This is a genomic window from Schlesneria sphaerica (assembly GCF_044336245.1).
Lineage (GTDB): Bacteria > Planctomycetota > Planctomycetia > Planctomycetales > Planctomycetaceae > Schlesneria > Schlesneria sphaerica.
In genome coordinates this window covers 6,592,083-6,606,895 of the sequence record NZ_CP172346.1, presented here as the reverse complement: position 1 = coordinate 6,606,895, position 14,813 = coordinate 6,592,083, and the positions used below count along the sequence as shown (strand labels likewise).

General features: G+C 55.2%; 14 protein-coding genes and 1 riboswitch. Of the genes, 7 read left to right on the top strand and 7 right to left on the bottom strand.

The window, feature by feature from the left end; genetic code table 11:
• Nucleotides 1-446 precede the first annotated feature (446 nt).
• Nucleotides 447-1,268, top strand: a complete 822-nt coding sequence (locus ACGY09_RS23730) for an SIR2 family NAD-dependent protein deacylase (protein ID WP_397569696.1) — start codon at nucleotides 447-449, stop codon at nucleotides 1,266-1,268.
• Nucleotides 1,269-1,466: 198 nt separating this feature from the next.
• Nucleotides 1,467-2,039, top strand: a complete 573-nt coding sequence (locus ACGY09_RS23725) for a DUF4256 domain-containing protein (protein WP_397569695.1) — start codon at nucleotides 1,467-1,469, stop codon at nucleotides 2,037-2,039.
• A gap of 125 nt (nucleotides 2,040-2,164) precedes the next feature.
• Here the strand turns inward: ACGY09_RS23725 and ACGY09_RS23720 are convergent, their stop codons facing one another.
• Both ACGY09_RS23720 and ACGY09_RS23715 read right to left on the bottom strand, forming a co-directional pair.
• Nucleotides 2,165-3,475, bottom strand: a complete 1,311-nt coding sequence (locus ACGY09_RS23720) for a hypothetical protein (RefSeq protein WP_397569694.1) — start codon at nucleotides 3,473-3,475, stop codon at nucleotides 2,165-2,167.
• 116 nt (nucleotides 3,476-3,591) lie between these two features.
• Nucleotides 3,592-4,002, bottom strand: a complete 411-nt coding sequence (locus tag ACGY09_RS23715) for a hypothetical protein (RefSeq protein ID WP_397569693.1) — start codon at nucleotides 4,000-4,002, stop codon at nucleotides 3,592-3,594.
• A gap of 251 nt (nucleotides 4,003-4,253) precedes the next feature.
• Here ACGY09_RS23715 and ACGY09_RS23710 point away from each other — a divergent pair, with 251 nt between their 5' ends.
• Nucleotides 4,254-4,616, top strand: a complete 363-nt coding sequence (locus ACGY09_RS23710) for a hypothetical protein (protein WP_397569692.1) — start codon at nucleotides 4,254-4,256, stop codon at nucleotides 4,614-4,616.
• 581 nt (nucleotides 4,617-5,197) lie between these two features.
• A complete protein-coding gene (locus ACGY09_RS23705) occupies nucleotides 5,198-5,386 on the top strand; it encodes a hypothetical protein (RefSeq protein ID WP_397569691.1) in 189 nt (62 codons plus the stop codon).
• A gap of 413 nt (nucleotides 5,387-5,799) precedes the next feature.
• Here the strand turns inward: ACGY09_RS23705 and ACGY09_RS23700 are convergent, their stop codons facing one another.
• Together ACGY09_RS23700 and ACGY09_RS23695 are read right to left on the bottom strand one after the other, a co-directional pair.
• On the bottom strand, nucleotides 5,800-6,642 hold the full coding sequence (locus ACGY09_RS23700) for a c-type cytochrome (protein ID WP_373652501.1): 843 nt from the start codon (nucleotides 6,640-6,642) through the stop codon (nucleotides 5,800-5,802).
• A 56-nt stretch (nucleotides 6,643-6,698) separates the two neighbouring features.
• Nucleotides 6,699-7,877: a methyltransferase domain-containing protein gene (locus ACGY09_RS23695; protein WP_397569690.1), complete on the bottom strand. Its 1,179-nt coding sequence runs from the start codon at nucleotides 7,875-7,877 to the stop codon at nucleotides 6,699-6,701.
• A gap of 306 nt (nucleotides 7,878-8,183) precedes the next feature.
• Nucleotides 8,184-8,243: riboswitch (guanidine-III (ykkC-III) riboswitch) on the top strand.
• A gap of 15 nt (nucleotides 8,244-8,258) precedes the next feature.
• Between ACGY09_RS23695 and ACGY09_RS23690 the strand changes: the two genes are divergently transcribed.
• Nucleotides 8,259-8,576, top strand: coding sequence for a multidrug efflux SMR transporter (locus ACGY09_RS23690; protein ID WP_373652503.1), 318 nt, complete (start codon nucleotides 8,259-8,261; stop codon nucleotides 8,574-8,576).
• Between the two features lie 160 nt (nucleotides 8,577-8,736).
• Here ACGY09_RS23690 and ACGY09_RS23685 read toward each other — a convergent pair whose 3' ends face one another.
• Entirely contained in the window at nucleotides 8,737-8,943 is a 207-nt protein-coding gene (locus tag ACGY09_RS23685) for a hypothetical protein (protein ID WP_397569689.1), read from the bottom strand.
• A 1,653-nt stretch (nucleotides 8,944-10,596) separates the two neighbouring features.
• Nucleotides 10,597-11,250: a PEP-CTERM sorting domain-containing protein gene (locus ACGY09_RS23680; RefSeq protein WP_397569688.1), complete on the bottom strand. Its 654-nt coding sequence runs from the start codon at nucleotides 11,248-11,250 to the stop codon at nucleotides 10,597-10,599.
• Between the two features lie 682 nt (nucleotides 11,251-11,932).
• On the opposite strand from ACGY09_RS23680, the gene ACGY09_RS23675 reads away from it, so the two are divergent.
• Nucleotides 11,933-12,628, top strand: coding sequence for a VIT family protein (locus tag ACGY09_RS23675; RefSeq protein ID WP_397569687.1), 696 nt, complete (start codon nucleotides 11,933-11,935; stop codon nucleotides 12,626-12,628).
• Nucleotides 12,629-12,794: 166 nt separating this feature from the next.
• On the opposite strand, the gene ACGY09_RS23670 is transcribed toward ACGY09_RS23675, so the two are convergent.
• A complete protein-coding gene (locus ACGY09_RS23670) occupies nucleotides 12,795-14,198 on the bottom strand; it encodes a DUF2252 domain-containing protein (RefSeq protein ID WP_397569686.1) in 1,404 nt (467 codons plus the stop codon).
• Nucleotides 14,199-14,322: 124 nt separating this feature from the next.
• On the opposite strand from ACGY09_RS23670, the gene ACGY09_RS23665 reads away from it, so the two are divergent.
• On the top strand, nucleotides 14,323-14,505 hold the full coding sequence (locus ACGY09_RS23665) for a hypothetical protein (RefSeq protein ID WP_397571919.1): 183 nt from the start codon (nucleotides 14,323-14,325) through the stop codon (nucleotides 14,503-14,505).
• The last annotated feature ends 308 nt before the right edge of the window (nucleotides 14,506-14,813 follow it).

Genomic DNA, 14,813 nt, shown 5'->3' with positions numbered 1-14,813 from the left:
TTAGTCGAAAAAGAACGGACGAGCGAGCAGAGCCTCAGCACCAATCAGCGTCCATTTTTACGATCTGCGTCATCCGGACAAAGATTCAAATTCCAAAAGAATAGAAAGCAGTGACAGCATTCCCACTTCGAACAATCATCACACCGTCGCACAGTGCGGCAGCAGACGATAAGACCCCCAAAGAGGGCTTGCAGACTGACGCAAGTCACCGTGTCACGGCAGAACAGTAATGAAACGGTTCGGACACACGGGCCTCCCGTGTTCAGCCAACAGCACTTCGCGATCTGCGTCCACATACTCCTGTGATTGCAGTCCTGGCATGTCCTCGGCACCGCGATTGATTCTCCTCTGCTGCTCCTCTAAATTCGCCCTCTGCGTCGACGATCACCACTATGCGAGTCTGGTGATCGATGTCGGCGACAGGCCGGATTGGCCAGGAGGGACATATGAACCTGCACGAATCCTACCGAATGGCGGCAGACGCACTCCGCAATGCGGATGCTCTGTTAATTGGGGCCGGGGCAGGCATGGGAGTTGATTCCGGCTTGCCCGATTTTCGTGGCCCGGAGGGATTCTGGAAAGCCTACCCACCGTTCCGCGGCCGGCCCTTCAGCGAGATGTCGACGCCACACTGGTTTCGTTCGGATCCTCAGCTTGCCTGGGGATTCTTCGGACATCGCTACAACCTCTATCGGACCACAACTCCTCATCCTGGTTTTCAAATACTTCAGAAGTGGGCGAAGCGATGTCCACTGGGGGCCTTCGTTTTTACCAGCAACGTCGACGGCCAGTTTCAGCAGTCCGGTTTCTCCCCCGACCATGTGGTCGAATGCCATGGCTCGATTCTTCATTTGCAATGTTGTGCACCTTGCCATATGGAAATCTGGAATGCCTCCAACCATACATTTGAGATCGATATGGAGACCATCAGAACGGCTTCGCCGCTGCCCGATTGCCCACAATGCGGTCGGATCGCCCGGCCCAATATCCTGATGTTTGGTGACGCTAACTGGATTGCGACACGAGCGGACCAGCAGTACCAGCGATATATCGAATGGACATCGAAAGCATCCTCCCACCGGATGGTGATCGTCGAACTGGGAGCGGGACTTGCCATTCCAACCGTCCGGTATGAGTGCGAGTCCCACGCAGGAACGTTAATCCGGGTCAATCCTCGAGAAGCCGACGTCCACTCCCAAGGTATCTCCATTCCCACGGGAGCATTATCGGCTCTTCAGGCAATCGATGAATTGCTTGAAGCAGGGTAGTGAACCCGGGTTTGTCGGATCGGCTTCGATCAGGCAGTGCCTGTGCATTGCTTGTACGACATCAACAACTTTGCCAGATTAGGCAGTCAGCGCCGTCAGAAATCAGCTCTCTTGAATGCCTCCTTCGGATTGCTCGTAGTTCACGGAATTCTCGCTGGAAAACTCATCACCTCTTTAATCTCACATCAGGAAACGACCATGCGTGGAGTTCGTTCGGACAAGGAACTTTCCCCTGAGGTACGGGAGCAACTGCTGACAAAACTCTCTGCTAGGTTTGAAAAGAACATGCATCGTCATCCCGGTCTCAGTTGGGACCAGATCCAGAAGCGGCTGGATGAAAACCCCGATAAGCTCTGGTCACTCAGCGAAATGGAACGGACTGGCGGGGAACCGGATGTCATCAGCCACGATAAGAAAACCGGACAATACCTGTTCGTCGATTGCTCCCCCGAAACCCCGAAGGGCCGTACCAGCATCTGCTACGACCGCGAAGGACTGGAGTCGCGGAAAGAACACAAGCCGAAGCACAATGCCATCGATCTGGCGACCGAAATGGGAGTCGAGATCCTGACGGAAGCCCAGTATCGTGAGCTCCAAAAGGTCGGTGATTTCGACATGAAGACCTCCAGTTGGATCAAGACCCCCGAAGATATCCGCAGCTTGGGAGGAGCCCTCTTCTGCGACCGCCGCTTCGGTCACGTCTTCGTCTATCACAACGGAGCTCAGTCCTACTATGGCGTCCGCGGTTTCCGAGCAGCACTTCAAGTATGACCCCACGTCACAGAACTTCAGTTAATCCGAATACCAAAAGGCCATTGGATCAAATGAAATCAGACTCAACGCTTTCATGATGTCGCTCAGGCGCGTGCTCGTCCACGGATTTCAAGCCGAGATCATCATACCTGCAGGTGGTCATCTGGCACGTCGAGCTGATGGCAGTCCTCATTTGCATCATGACGGCATTCGTCGATCAACCAGCACGGGGCGACTTCTGCATCAACGAGAAGTTGCGCAGCACTGTGCCGGCAAATTTGGCACGGAGTTTCGAAATACGAAATTAACCCCAGTTCCAGGCAGTGAGCGTCAACATTTTCTTCGAGCACGCGGGTAACGTCCATCAGCACTCCATGTCGCTGGTGCGGATCATCAGGAATTTCGACGTGCTCGAGGATCCACTGCTCATCTCCTTTCTCGAAGTTATTGATGAAGAGCCCGACGGCGAGTCCGTCCGACTTCGGTTTTATTAGCTCTTCCAGTGCAAATTCTCGCACCAATGGATTCGAGTTTTGACTCAGCGCATTAAACGCCCTGCGACGAACATCAGGATTCGTGTGACCGCAAAGAGCGATCATCCGAGCGTCAAAGCGCGGCATCGGCTGGCCTGAAAAAACCAACAGTAGTTTGGCAACGACGGCGGCTTCGGGCTCGGTGAAAATCGCCTCGATGATCGATTCCAACTCATGGGTCTCGGCACAATTCGCCCAGAAACGCAACTGGAATGGCCTGCCGTCGCCATGAGCAGCCTTAAGAACGTCGGTGACAGTCAGTCTCTGGTCTCCTTTCACTGACCGCATTTCAGAATGATCGCGACGTTCAGAGTCCGCCAGCCAGCAAGCGTAGAAACGGCGGACGTTGGTATCCGTGGAATTCTTCAACAAATCCAGAACTGGTACTTCTCCCAGCATCTCAATCGCATACTTGACGACAGCTGAATCATGCCACTCCCAGGCATGGGATGAGAGATGTTCGCCTCGAAGACGTGCAAGAAATGTCAATCCATCCAGACCGGCCAGAGAAAGAAGCTGCCACTCACCCATTTCAGGGTGATCCTGAATCTGTCGCTGCCCGACAAACTCATACAATTGCCGACGAAACCCATCGTCACCTGCAAGTGCAAAGTGAAGTGCCAGTTCACAAAGTTGGGAAGCTTCCCACCCTTCGGTCACTGTTCGTAACTTCTGGAAGAGAGGATCGCGGACTTGGGACGTCATCCCAGCAACACAGGCAATCTTCCACAGCCATTCGCCCCGATTGTCCTCGCATTGGCGGTCGTAGCGATGATCGTTTAGACACGCATCCATCAATGCGTTTAACTGCAACTGGCGGGTTTCTGCCCAATGGAACGTACGCCCGAGCCCTTTTTGCAGGGCATCACTTTGCTGTTCCCGTGAGGGGTGCATCGGCGGCGAAAAGTCGCGAAATTGCATCGTTCATCCGCATCGCATCAAGAAAACAGAATCTCTCAATAGCCTGACTCACATGAACAAATTTCGTCCAGCGCCGCTTTGCAGCGGATCTCGCAGCCGAGAAAATCGATACTCGGTCATTTCTCAACCACTTCAATCAATTCGACAGAGGGATCCTGGCCTAAACCATAATGGACTTTGACTGAATAACTGCGCAGTCGTCCCTTCCAGGTGAACGTTTCAACATCGACGGCTCCTACCGTGTTCGTACCCGCTTTTTCGGATGCCACCAGTGGATTGCCTTTTGCGGGAATGGCTTTGAGTTGAGATTTCGTCAGATCCGTGTTCTCACCACTCGATCTCAACGCTGCCTGCCAGGCCTCATTGGTGGAACTGAATGCCTGTTTGACCTGATATTCCTGCCAGGCGAGGAACAGCAGTACCACAGCAGCGACGGCGACCAGGCCTCTGACGGTCCACACAACGGCCGAATTCGTTGCCTTCGTGTCCTGGGATGAATTCTTCGAACTGGAAGAACGGTTGCTCATGTCTGTCTCTCAAAGCGATGAAATGGGAACGAAAAAAGGAGACAGATCACATCTCATCATCGCGGGGAAGTCAATCCAGATGAACCAATCCGGGTTGGGCTCCTCAACTTCCTTCTGACGCCCGTTCAAGGCTGCTCGAGACCTGACACGGTTCTGGCTGATTTCCAGTGATTGCCGGATTTCGATCTTCCTGATAAAAGGCCGCACCGAATTGGATCTGGCAACTGGAAACCATCCTGGAATCTATCGCAATGGCAAAGAAACGACCGCAGGAAGGGAGTGAATTAAGCCCCATCGAGGCAGACCTCAGCCCCATGAAAGAAGCAATCATCATCGAGGACCTCGCTGGTGAAACAACTACCGATCTGAAAAGTGAAATCGAGACTTTCATCAGTCTGCGCGATGAACTGGCACGCAAGCTGGCCGATGAAATTGCTGCGACCGAACTGAAATTGGCGCAACTCAGGGAAACCGCCGCCTCACTATTCCCCCGCACGAGTGATTCCCCTGAAGACAAGAAAGCCAAGAAGCCCAAACCGAAGCCCGCAAAAGAAGAGAGACCCTCCTCCGTCAGCGCGGAAGAACAGGACAGCACTGAAACATCCGAGTCCTAAAGGCTCAGTGAAGGTTGCATCCGGAACCGAAAATCCCGATGGCACTGGCACCGCCCAGAGTTCAATCGCGAGCCCCCATCCGGAACTTTTCCGGTTCCCATTGCTAGACCAGTCTTCGCCACCCGCTTCTTTTGGAGCATCGTGGACCAGAGCCAGCCACCCGTCCCTGAATTGCGATCGACGCACCTCGACGTAAGCCCTGGACTTTCGCACAGAGCGTAGGTGGCTGCACATTCTGCCACGATGACGAATGCCGGTCGTCGCGGATCTTCATTCCATCAACTAGATCATTCCAGACGCGACACGCATTTAAAGTTCCGTTGATGAAATTCATCGATTGCGAAATGGGATCCACACCCGTCTGAAGCCATCATGCCCGCGGACTTGCCCATTATCTTTCGTTTTCTGTACGGGCTCACCGCGGATGGTTCCTCTTTCATCAGGAAGGCTGATCGCGTGTAAGGCCCGGCAATGATAGACAGCAAGTCTTGCCCCAGTGTCATCTGCGCTTGCCGAAACCTTTTGAACTGCTGATAGTGCTGTGAAAGTCACCCCCGCATTACAAAGTGGGAGCACGCAGCATGCAGGACTATTTTAAGGACCGCAGACACTGGTTCGGCTGTCTGGCACTACTGTTCTCGTGCTTCATCACGACCGGTTGGATCAGAAGTTATTCCCACATCGACGAATTCGACATCAGCCAGCTTGTCGACATCCCTTCAAGCGCTGGCCACATCTCACTTGTCCAGAGTCGAAAGGGCCTGGGGTGACACTGATCGCTGTCGACCCTCAAATTCAGACAGTCGAACAAACAATTTCTGCTCCACAGTCCCCATCACCAAACAAAACAGGGGACGGTGACGACGCATTAAGTGAAGTCACAGACGGGATCATACTCTGCAATACGCTTTTCCTGAGACTGACAGAAGTGGTCTCTGTTCCTTACTGGGTCTTCGTCGCTCCCTGTATCTTGGTCTCAGCGATTCTCCTCATCAGTAGCAGACACGACCACCCTCGACCCCAAGCTCTGCGGTATCAACAGGGTCCGGACGCATTGAGCAACGATCATCACGCGGCTATGCACAACCGTTGTTCATAGTTGTCACGACCTCAGCCCCGGTCACTATTTCATCTGAGAAGGGGACAGATGAGCCCCCGATCCCTCGGAGGAAGTCAATTCGGATCAGGGCTTCGATCCGGAATTGTACTCGCCCAACCTGTCTTTCTCCGGTAAGTGATCTTTGAGGCGAAACTTGGGCCTTTCATGTGAATTCACGTAGTCTGCGATGTCGAGTGCTTCTTGATCCGAGAGATCGGTGTCGTCCAGTGGCATGGCCACTTTCAGCCACGAAGCCAGTTTCCGCACGTCTGTCAGTCCCGCCCCCTCATTGTACGAGCGTGAGCCCCAAACGGGCGGGTTTTCTTCATCACCCGCCCCGTCTGCTCCATGGCATGAGGCACATCGGTCCGCGTAAAGTTCGCTGCCCCGTTCGCGCTGGGCGCGGCCAACGTCGAGCTTCAGATCAGGAACAGCATTAGGACCAAGCGAACGGACGCCGTTCATCTTGAGTGGCTGGCCTGTCGACAACCAGGTGATGTAGGTCGCAATCGCGATCGACACTTCACTCCCCAGGGGAGGACGAATTCCGTTGCAACTGCGCATGAAGCAGTTGAGGATGCGATCTTCCAGCGTGATGACCCGCTGCTCACGTGGAGACCAGGCGGGGTACGCCGTCGCAACCCCGATGAACGTCGCGGCCTTCGGGTCGGTCCCGTTCTTCAAATGGCACGATGTGCAGTTGAGATCGTTACCGACAAACCGCTTTGATAACGGATGTTTCACCGTCTGCTCGACCAGTAACCGCCCGAGTTCGATCGTGTCACCCAAGGGACCTTCCGGCAAAGGTTGTTCAAGCGGAGGAGACTCGCTCACGGGAGACTCGTCTCCCGAACTCAGTCCCAGCATCGCAGTGCTGCCTCCGAGTAGACAGATCAGTATCCACAGGCGGCGAGTTCGTTTGATCATCCCGTTTCTCCTGCTGCCGTTGTCGTTGATTCGGCATGACGACAACTGGCAATCCCTTAATGCAGCGGCAGGTAGCCATATCCATCCATCTGACGATTGGCAATCACGGATAGAGCCGACTCAGCGACGGAGATCCCTTTAGCCACGGCCGATTCCGGAAACGCCTTGTAATTGAGTGCCTGTCCGCAGACGAACACTTCGACGCCCGCGTCCTGCAGCAATTTGATCAGGGAAAGATTCGGGTTTTGCTCGACTCCAAATCGCGCCTGATAGAACTCGTCGTTCAATACCGATTTGGTCGCCTCGCCATGCAGCACGACGACAATCTTTACGTCGGACGCCTTCAAGCCCGCGACACCATAAAGATTCAGCAATCGAGCGGCCCGATCAAGCGACTTATGAATACTTCCTGCTGGGGCTGCAGCAGTTGCATCCAGCAGCAGCTTTGCACCTGATCGAGGTTTCTCCGTGGCATTCGGGACCGCCACAACACCGCCATGTCCGGCGATGATGGGATACAAAGGGGACTTCAGGCCCGGAGTCGCACTCTTGGTAAATTCCACGAAGTAATTCTCTTCGAGGAATTCATTGACCTCCCGCGTTTTGAGAAACCCCGATTCGACAATCTCACTCTCGAAGACTTCCTGGCCCGCACGAACGTGATTCAGCGTCCATTCCTTCGTCTTTCCGGGAATGCGGCGGAAATCGATGACAATCACTCGCCCGCCCGGCTTAAGTGCTCTCCGTAACGAGGCCATTGTTTTCAGCGGGAATTCGAAGTGATGGTAGGTGTCACAGATGAAGGCGACATCGATGGAGTCATCCGGCAGCTCGGTCGATTCGGGAGTGCAAAGCTGGGTCTCAACATTCTTCTGGCCGCGCTGATGACTGGTGAGCTTCACGTGGTCGAGAAATTCCTGAGCGATATCCACCGCGATCACTCGCCCCTCATCGCCCACGGCATCGGAGAACATGCGCGTGAACAGCCCCGTTCCCGCACCGATATCCGCCACCGTCTGGCCGGGTTTGATCTGACAGGCTTCAAGAATGTTTTCACGCTGCTGGAAGACTTCGCGGCTTTCAATTTCAAACCGTTCCACGAACTCTTCTGGCTTTGGATTCCGGAAAGTGTCGTTGATCCCCGGTTTGACACTTTTTTCCTGTCCGGAAGAGACCCCTGAAACGAAAAGCACCAATAGCAGCAGTGTCAGCAGACGAATTGGCCGTAACTCCATGATCTCTCTCGGTCTTTCCATCGTTGGTGGCGCAGGCAAACATGACAGCGTTCTTCATCGGGGACCGAGCAACGGAAATTTGCTGGCCCCCCGCGGATGCAGTGTACGCCAAGCCCCTTTGAGAAGGACATCCTTCCGCACTGCTGAGCTGTAGCCGCAGCGAAAATCAGGAGACACGTCTCGCAGAAGATGATGATCCCCGATGAGTTCAAATGCTGGACGATCTGCCAGCCGACATTTCGCAAGCCGAGCTCAAGGGCAGAGTTTGACCGACGCTCGACAGCCGCCTAAAATGGCGTCATTCTGTTTTTGCCATTTCGGCCCGGACGATGAGCGACGTACCCGGTTAGGAAAAGACGACGCGGATTGAGGAGCGTCGTGATGCCGTGGATTCTACTTGTCATTGCTGGCTTACTGGAGGCAGGCTGGGCCATTGGTCTGAAACAAAGCCAGGGGTTTACCAAGCCGGTACCGAGCATACTCACAATTATCGGGATCATCGCGAGTATGTATCTGCTCGCTGTTGCCGCCCGCACACTTCCGATCGGGACTGCCTATGCTGTCTGGGTCGGGATCGGGACCTTCGGAGCCATGGTACTCGGCATGGCATTCCTGGGTGAACCTGCCAGTGCAGGTCGAATCTTCTTTCTCAGCCTGCTGATCGTCGCCATCATCGGCTTGAAATTCACGGCAAGCTAACATCGCGGCCACCAGACTGAGTCTGGTGGCCTGCCGGCGGATGGACCGTGCGTGTGTTCACAAGACGAACAAGGGAATCGCATCCAGACGGGTCGGGTATTGCAACCCGATGCGCATGGAGGATTTCCCATCAAATTCGTATGACTCGCGGGCAGGGGACTTAGTCGCCCAACGGAATTCGGAGCGATGCCATAATCTCGGAGAGGACCTCGTGTCGAACGTCGCTCTGTTCCTGGGCGCTCAGCACGCCGACTCGGGATGCGTTGGCTCCCTTGGTTCCACTCATTCGATTCTCGGCCTCAATGGGCGAGCCCTCGCGGGGAGTTGAAGCTGTTGTCGCTGTACGTTGACCCCAGATCGTCGTCATAATTTTCATCTTTTCAGTTCGTGTTTTACGGAGCAGCGTCGGTTACGTCCGTCCTATCGCAACAGACTGATAACGAAGAAGGTTGCAATCTTCAGGCCAACCGGTTCCTTTCCAGTTCCAGGCTAGAGAAAGCAGACAGTCTTCACCCCCTTGGCAACCCCGTCTCAGTCACCGGGCAATCGATCAAAACTGTGACCGTCGCCGTTGCATACCGGACACATGTCGAAGCGACAATGTTCGCGACAAGACGAAGTGAAAGAGAGCAATCCACAGGATTTCAACGGAGGATGGGATTCTCCCAAAAAGCCCGGCCCCACCCGCGTGTTGAAGGGGAGGACGTTCTCCAGACCTCCCAAAGTCCAAACAAGCAAAGTCTGATGGTCGGTCATAGCGCGACCTGACCAATCAGACAGCGAGCAACCCGCAGATCCGTCAGGGTATTCTGACCCGGTCTTCAGATCCACCGGAGGCGCGGCTCCGGCCACTGCAATGCGTCAGGACCGAAAGCCTCGCCACGAACTCGTCGCGCGTGCGCCAGCGCTCGACCTCGGGGACCCCACCAATGCCCAAATGTGCCCAAATGGCAAACGCTCTCCGACTCATTTCGCATGCAGTGGTCCAGGCCCCCCACCCAGGAGGGAAGTCGACGGATGTGGACACCCCGGCTCGCGCTGCAGGTCCGACAGCGAGGACCACCTTCGCGACCGTCTGAAATGAAGACGAAGGTGGCACGACTCGTCCGAAATTGTCAAATAACAGCTAAACGATTGATTCCGTCTGAGATTCTCAAATCACTGCCATCTACCCAGACACCGAGCTGTAGTGCCCGTCAACGTAAAAAACAGAACTGACGCGACTCTGCTGGCCAGCCGGGCCAATCCCCCGAAAACGACACAACCTTTGACTAATGAAATACATGGGACTGGCCACCGACTGGCCATGGGCTGGCCAACTGGCCAGCCCGATCCGTTATCACCGAGATGCCGCTGACAAAGTGTCAAACTCCCCATCACACCCCTCCTCACATTTCGACTAACGATCATCCCATCTAAACAGTGTGATCACCGGACAGCGTCCCGGCGAGTCCAACCCTCCAGACGTTTGGAACAAATCATGGGCTCGAAGTTCAGAACGTGTATTCGTTCCGCTTCCCCCAAATATCAAGCTCGCTGTTTTTAGCAGTTGCAGACCATCCAACCACGAACCGGATTGGGACAATTCACAGGACGGCGCTTCGAATCAAGAAAAGACCTCGCGGTCTTTCTTGGACACCAACACTGATCTAGAACACAGGAATCGCCCTTTTCTTTCTGATGGAGCGTCCCCGCGACTTCGTCCGAGGAATGTTGGCCATTTGCTCGATTTTGTTCGGTTGCAGAACCGACGCCAGCCCGCGCAATGATTCGACGATCGGATAACGCAACGGCAGCATCACCCACAGGAGTGACTCGCCCATCTCTGAGAGGGAATGTTTTCCTGGTAGGCAGTTTGATCAGTACTCGGATCCGATCCACTTCGAGTCAATTGGACGATTGAACTTCGTATGCACGCGCCTGAATCGAATGAAGGACTGCGTGAGATCGTCGTATGAATGACAAGATCCCGCCAACTCGAAGAATTGGCGGGATCTGCATCAGACAATCAACGAGGGTATCAAGCCTTCATACGTTTTCGGAGGACGTTTCCTCCCAATCCAACGATGCCCAGTGCCGCCAGAACGAAAGCGCTGGGTTCTGGGACTGGGGACTGCAAGGTGGTACTGAATGTATGATTGTCGCTTTCGAATTCAGATGCCCCTGGAGCATTTGTGAATACAATTGAGTCAAACATATCGGCCGCAGTTTCCGAGTAGAAGTTGACAAACACATAGGGCTGGCTGGGGTTTTGTCCCTGGAAGGCCGCGTTTGGGTTACCGAAGTAAGCAGGCCCCAGCAGGGCTTCAATGGTCGCCTCATCAAAGGAACCGACCGAAACGCCGTTGTTGAAAAACTCGATTGAATTCGCGACGTCACCAGCCGAAAGCCAGAATCCAAAGTAAGCTTGGGCATCTTGAAGTGTTGCAGTCACCGAGTTACCCGTTTGGATGCTGAGGTACCTGCCAGTCCCTCCCGCTCCACCATACTCACTGGCTTCTCGGACGAACTGATTCCCGACATACGATACTGATGAGGTGGGCGTCAGATCAAAATTCTGAGTGAAGTGATAACCTGGATTTGCTGAATTGAAGTCGACCAACGTTGTGTTTGTCGCTGAGGAAGTTTGCACTCCTGGACCTTCTACCGTCATTAGAATTCCGGCTTCGGCCATTCGGGAGGAAAGAGCAAGCAAAGCAACTGCAGCGAAACGAGAAAACCGCACCATCGAGAGAGTCACCTTAAATTCGGGGGGAACTTTATCAGGCCCGCCGCCGAAAACTCTCGCATGTTGGAGAAGGTAGGGATACAGCGAAAACGACAGTTGTCACGGTTTCGCAGCAAATACGTATTGTTTCGTACTCAGATCACAGTCGTACCAGAAAAAACTTACAAAGCCGTCATGTTGATCCACTTTCGACCGTCGGACTGAATGGTTAACAAGCTAACCCAACGGACGCTTGTGCAACTTACCTTACGGCGTTCTGCACCAGCCGTAGACGTCCCGTATTTCAGTGCGGATCGACGGCACATTTTCGATCCCAGGCGACGCGGCGGTGGTAATTGAAGAGCTACCGACTGAGCGTGCCTGGTGAGGGGCCACGAAAGCGACTGGAAGACCACCGACCTGTCGGTGCACCTTAGTGACTTCATTTTTTTAAACGTTGGCCTGTCTCTCGACGAGTCCCGGGTAACGTGGTCCAACTCACTGCGGGAGACATGACACGCGCCGCGGCCCTTTGCATTGGCCGCTGCTGATGCTAACCCTGTTGGGCTACGTTTTCCTAACGCAACTGGTCAAGACGTGGCTGCTACGAATAAAGTGGATCTAACTGAGTATTCAAGGAACAATCGGCATGTATGTGCAACACAGAGAACGACACCGTACGGATCGGATTGGCTGGCTGCGCGCTGCGGTGCTGGGCGCGAACGACGGGATCGTATCCACGGCAAGTCTGGTCGTCGGCGTGGCTGCAGCACATTCGACAGCGAGTGACGTTCTGGTTGCGGGTGTGGCGGGCCTGGTGGCGGGAGCCATGTCGATGGCGGCCGGAGAATATGTTTCCGTCAGTTCGCAGTCGGATACTGAAAAGGCCGACTTGGATCGCGAGCGGAAAGAGCTGGCAACGGAAGATGAATCGGAACGGAACGAACTGGCTGCGGTCTATACGAGCCGAGGAGTCGAACCGGCACTGGCTCGACAAGTGGCCGATCAACTCATGTCCCACGATGCCCTCGCAACCCATGCTCGAGACGAACTGGGCATTTCGGACCTGACGACCGCCAGGCCCATCCAGGCGGCCTTGGCCTCGGCTGGAACATTCGCCGTCGGTGCGGCGATGCCGCTCGTCACCACCCTCGTCACGCCACGGACGGTATTGATCCCTGTCGTTATCGCCACATCGATCCTGTTTCTCGCGCTCCTGGGTGGTTTCGGTGCCCATGCGGGAGGAGCCCCGGTCATGAAAGCCGCCTTCCGCGTCACATTCTGGGGAGTGCTGGCGATGGCACTGACCGCCGGGGTGGGTGCGTTGTTCGGAGCAGTGGTATAACCCAGCTCGGACCTCTTCAAGACAATCGTCTGTGCAATGCGGAACACTGTCTGCCTCTGCTTGAAATCATCGAGACGACTGAACCGCCAGAACGGTTGTGGGATACTGATTCCGTCGCCAACGGCCTGAGGAAGTCCCGGCGGCGAGGCGAACGGCAAGCTTGGAGTTACGCGTCGTCCTTCACCAGGACATCGATCGTCCCCATCTTGACCGCTGCCTCCAGTGCTGCATGGTCTTTTTCATTTTGGTCAGCGTAAGCCAAAGCGAACTCACCGACGGCCTGGTCAAAGTCATCCGATTTGCCGAGATAGCCACTCATCAACGCCGCATCTCCTGACTTGGCATGGGCGTGAGCCAAAGTCCGGCCGCACATTTCAGCGTAGCGAAGCAACTCTTTAGCCGAGGTCCCTTCCGCTACCCGCGCCGACATCTTCATGTCTCTGAGCTGGCGAATGAAGTAGTCGCGGCCATATCGGCCCCGCGTCCATCCCAGAAAGATGTCGCTGGCAGACTGCATCAGGCGTTGCCCCACGACGACGCGCTGGCCGTGGTTTTCATACAGGCTCTTGCCAGCAAATGGTTCCAGCACAGAGGGACAGGCCTGTTTGAATTGCAACAGCAGGGGGTGATTCTCTGCCGACAGAAACAATCCCACAAAGCAGAGCGTGCCCACGCTGCCGATGCCGACCGCTTTTACAACAACATCTTCGAGGCGGTAGCGGTCAAACAGGACGCGGCGTTCGTCAGGCAGCGACAAGCGGTATTGGTCCACGGCTTCCTGGACGATGGCTTCATGTTCCGGCTCTCGCTCTTTCGTGACATGGAACATGATCGGCGGTTGATCGACCAGACGCCTTCGCCCTCCCACCGTCTCGCTGATCTGGGGATAAAGATACTCGCTGATGCGCTGCCGGGCCTTGGCGATGATCGCCTTCCTCTTCTCCTCGGTCTTGGCATCTGGAGCCGAATCGATGAGCGTCTGGGCATCCAGGCGGTGGTACCAGACGTCCAGCGGGCTCATCTTCGAGAACTTCCGTAACTGCTCGCGATAAGCGCGAACGCACTCAATTGCGGAGGCTCGGGCTTGCTTGTCGGTGAGTTGGATATCGCGTGCGGAGACGGCGAAACTGACCGCCAGGCGCTTGACATCCCACTCCCACGGTGCGGGGAGGGTTTCGTCGAAATCGTTGATGTCGAAGATCAGGTTGCGCTCGGGCGTTGCGAACAGGCCGAAGTTCAGCAGGTGGCAGTCCCCGCAGGCCTGGACCCGTATTCCGCTGACGGGAGTCGTCGCCAGATCGGCCGCCATGAGTGCGGCCGATCCACGCAGAAACGCAAACGGACTGGCTAACATGCGCCCGTATCGGATCGGCACGAGTTCTTCCAGACGATCACGGTTGGATTCTTTCAGGATTTCGACCGGGTCGCGACGGTTTGCGGGCGGTACCCATCCGGCATGACTTTCGCGCGGAACTCTGTCGCGCAAGGCTTTGCCGGCAGCGAGGCACTGGCTTCGCGAACGAAATGTTGCGGGGTCGCAATCCTGAGAAAAATCTTCGGTTGTGGACATCTGATTTCCAGTTTCGTGCAGAAAGTCAGGCGGACGCCCCACCCAATCTAATCGCTGGGACATGCATCAAGAGCGCGTCCGAGCCATCAACATCGTACCCGATTGATTCCGAAAAAGAGTTGCGATGAAGCGCGGGCGACGGCTTGGACTGAAGAACGCCGTCTTTGATGATGCCGCCGAACTTCGGATCGGGTGGTGGGGGCTGATTCCCGGGAATCGACGTGGTAGCGCTGGGACTTCCCAGTTGGCCAGTGACATCGACCTGGGTAGCTGTATTTGCCGCAGCCTGCGATTTTGCTTTCGTTGATCGCTGATCAGTCGCTTTGGTCTGCGTAAACGGGACATTTTTGCTCTTCAGAGCGGCGTCCTGCGACCAGCAAGCGCCCAAGCCAGGCTCGCGAACACAAGCAACGAACCATGCATTTTGACCCAATCGCTGGATTGTTGCATCGTCTTTTCTGTCTTGCTGTTAGAGGCAACGCCAATTCTATCCTCGATGCCAGGCATCTGACATCCACTCGTTTAGCGATTTCGATCTCAAACATCCGGCACCATGTTAAACCAGCCCGATGGGTGCCAATTGCCAGGTGCCATGTTCGCATCGCGCCAGCAGGG

Excerpts from the sequence above, each read along its gene's own strand:
- ACGY09_RS23730 (WP_397569696.1), top strand. The coding sequence starts at position 447 with ATGAACCTGCACGAATCCTACCGAATGGCGGCAGACGCACTCCGCAAT.
- ACGY09_RS23725 (WP_397569695.1), top strand. The coding sequence starts at position 1,467 with ATGCGTGGAGTTCGTTCGGACAAGGAACTTTCCCCTGAGGTACGGGAG.
- ACGY09_RS23720 (WP_397569694.1), bottom strand. The coding sequence starts at position 3,475 with ATGCAATTTCGCGACTTTTCGCCGCCGATGCACCCCTCACGGGAACAG.
- ACGY09_RS23715 (WP_397569693.1), bottom strand. The coding sequence starts at position 4,002 with ATGAGCAACCGTTCTTCCAGTTCGAAGAATTCATCCCAGGACACGAAG.
- ACGY09_RS23710 (WP_397569692.1), top strand. The coding sequence starts at position 4,254 with ATGGCAAAGAAACGACCGCAGGAAGGGAGTGAATTAAGCCCCATCGAG.
- ACGY09_RS23705 (WP_397569691.1), top strand. The coding sequence starts at position 5,198 with ATGCAGGACTATTTTAAGGACCGCAGACACTGGTTCGGCTGTCTGGCA.
- ACGY09_RS23700 (WP_373652501.1), bottom strand. The coding sequence starts at position 6,642 with ATGATCAAACGAACTCGCCGCCTGTGGATACTGATCTGTCTACTCGGA.
- ACGY09_RS23695 (WP_397569690.1), bottom strand. The coding sequence starts at position 7,877 with ATGGAGTTACGGCCAATTCGTCTGCTGACACTGCTGCTATTGGTGCTT.
- ACGY09_RS23690 (WP_373652503.1), top strand. The coding sequence starts at position 8,259 with ATGCCGTGGATTCTACTTGTCATTGCTGGCTTACTGGAGGCAGGCTGG.
- ACGY09_RS23685 (WP_397569689.1), bottom strand. The coding sequence starts at position 8,943 with ATGACGACGATCTGGGGTCAACGTACAGCGACAACAGCTTCAACTCCC.
- ACGY09_RS23680 (WP_397569688.1), bottom strand. The coding sequence starts at position 11,250 with ATGGCCGAAGCCGGAATTCTAATGACGGTAGAAGGTCCAGGAGTGCAA.
- ACGY09_RS23675 (WP_397569687.1), top strand. The coding sequence starts at position 11,933 with ATGTATGTGCAACACAGAGAACGACACCGTACGGATCGGATTGGCTGG.
- ACGY09_RS23670 (WP_397569686.1), bottom strand. The coding sequence starts at position 14,198 with ATGTCCACAACCGAAGATTTTTCTCAGGATTGCGACCCCGCAACATTT.
- ACGY09_RS23665 (WP_397571919.1), top strand. The coding sequence starts at position 14,323 with ATGAAGCGCGGGCGACGGCTTGGACTGAAGAACGCCGTCTTTGATGAT.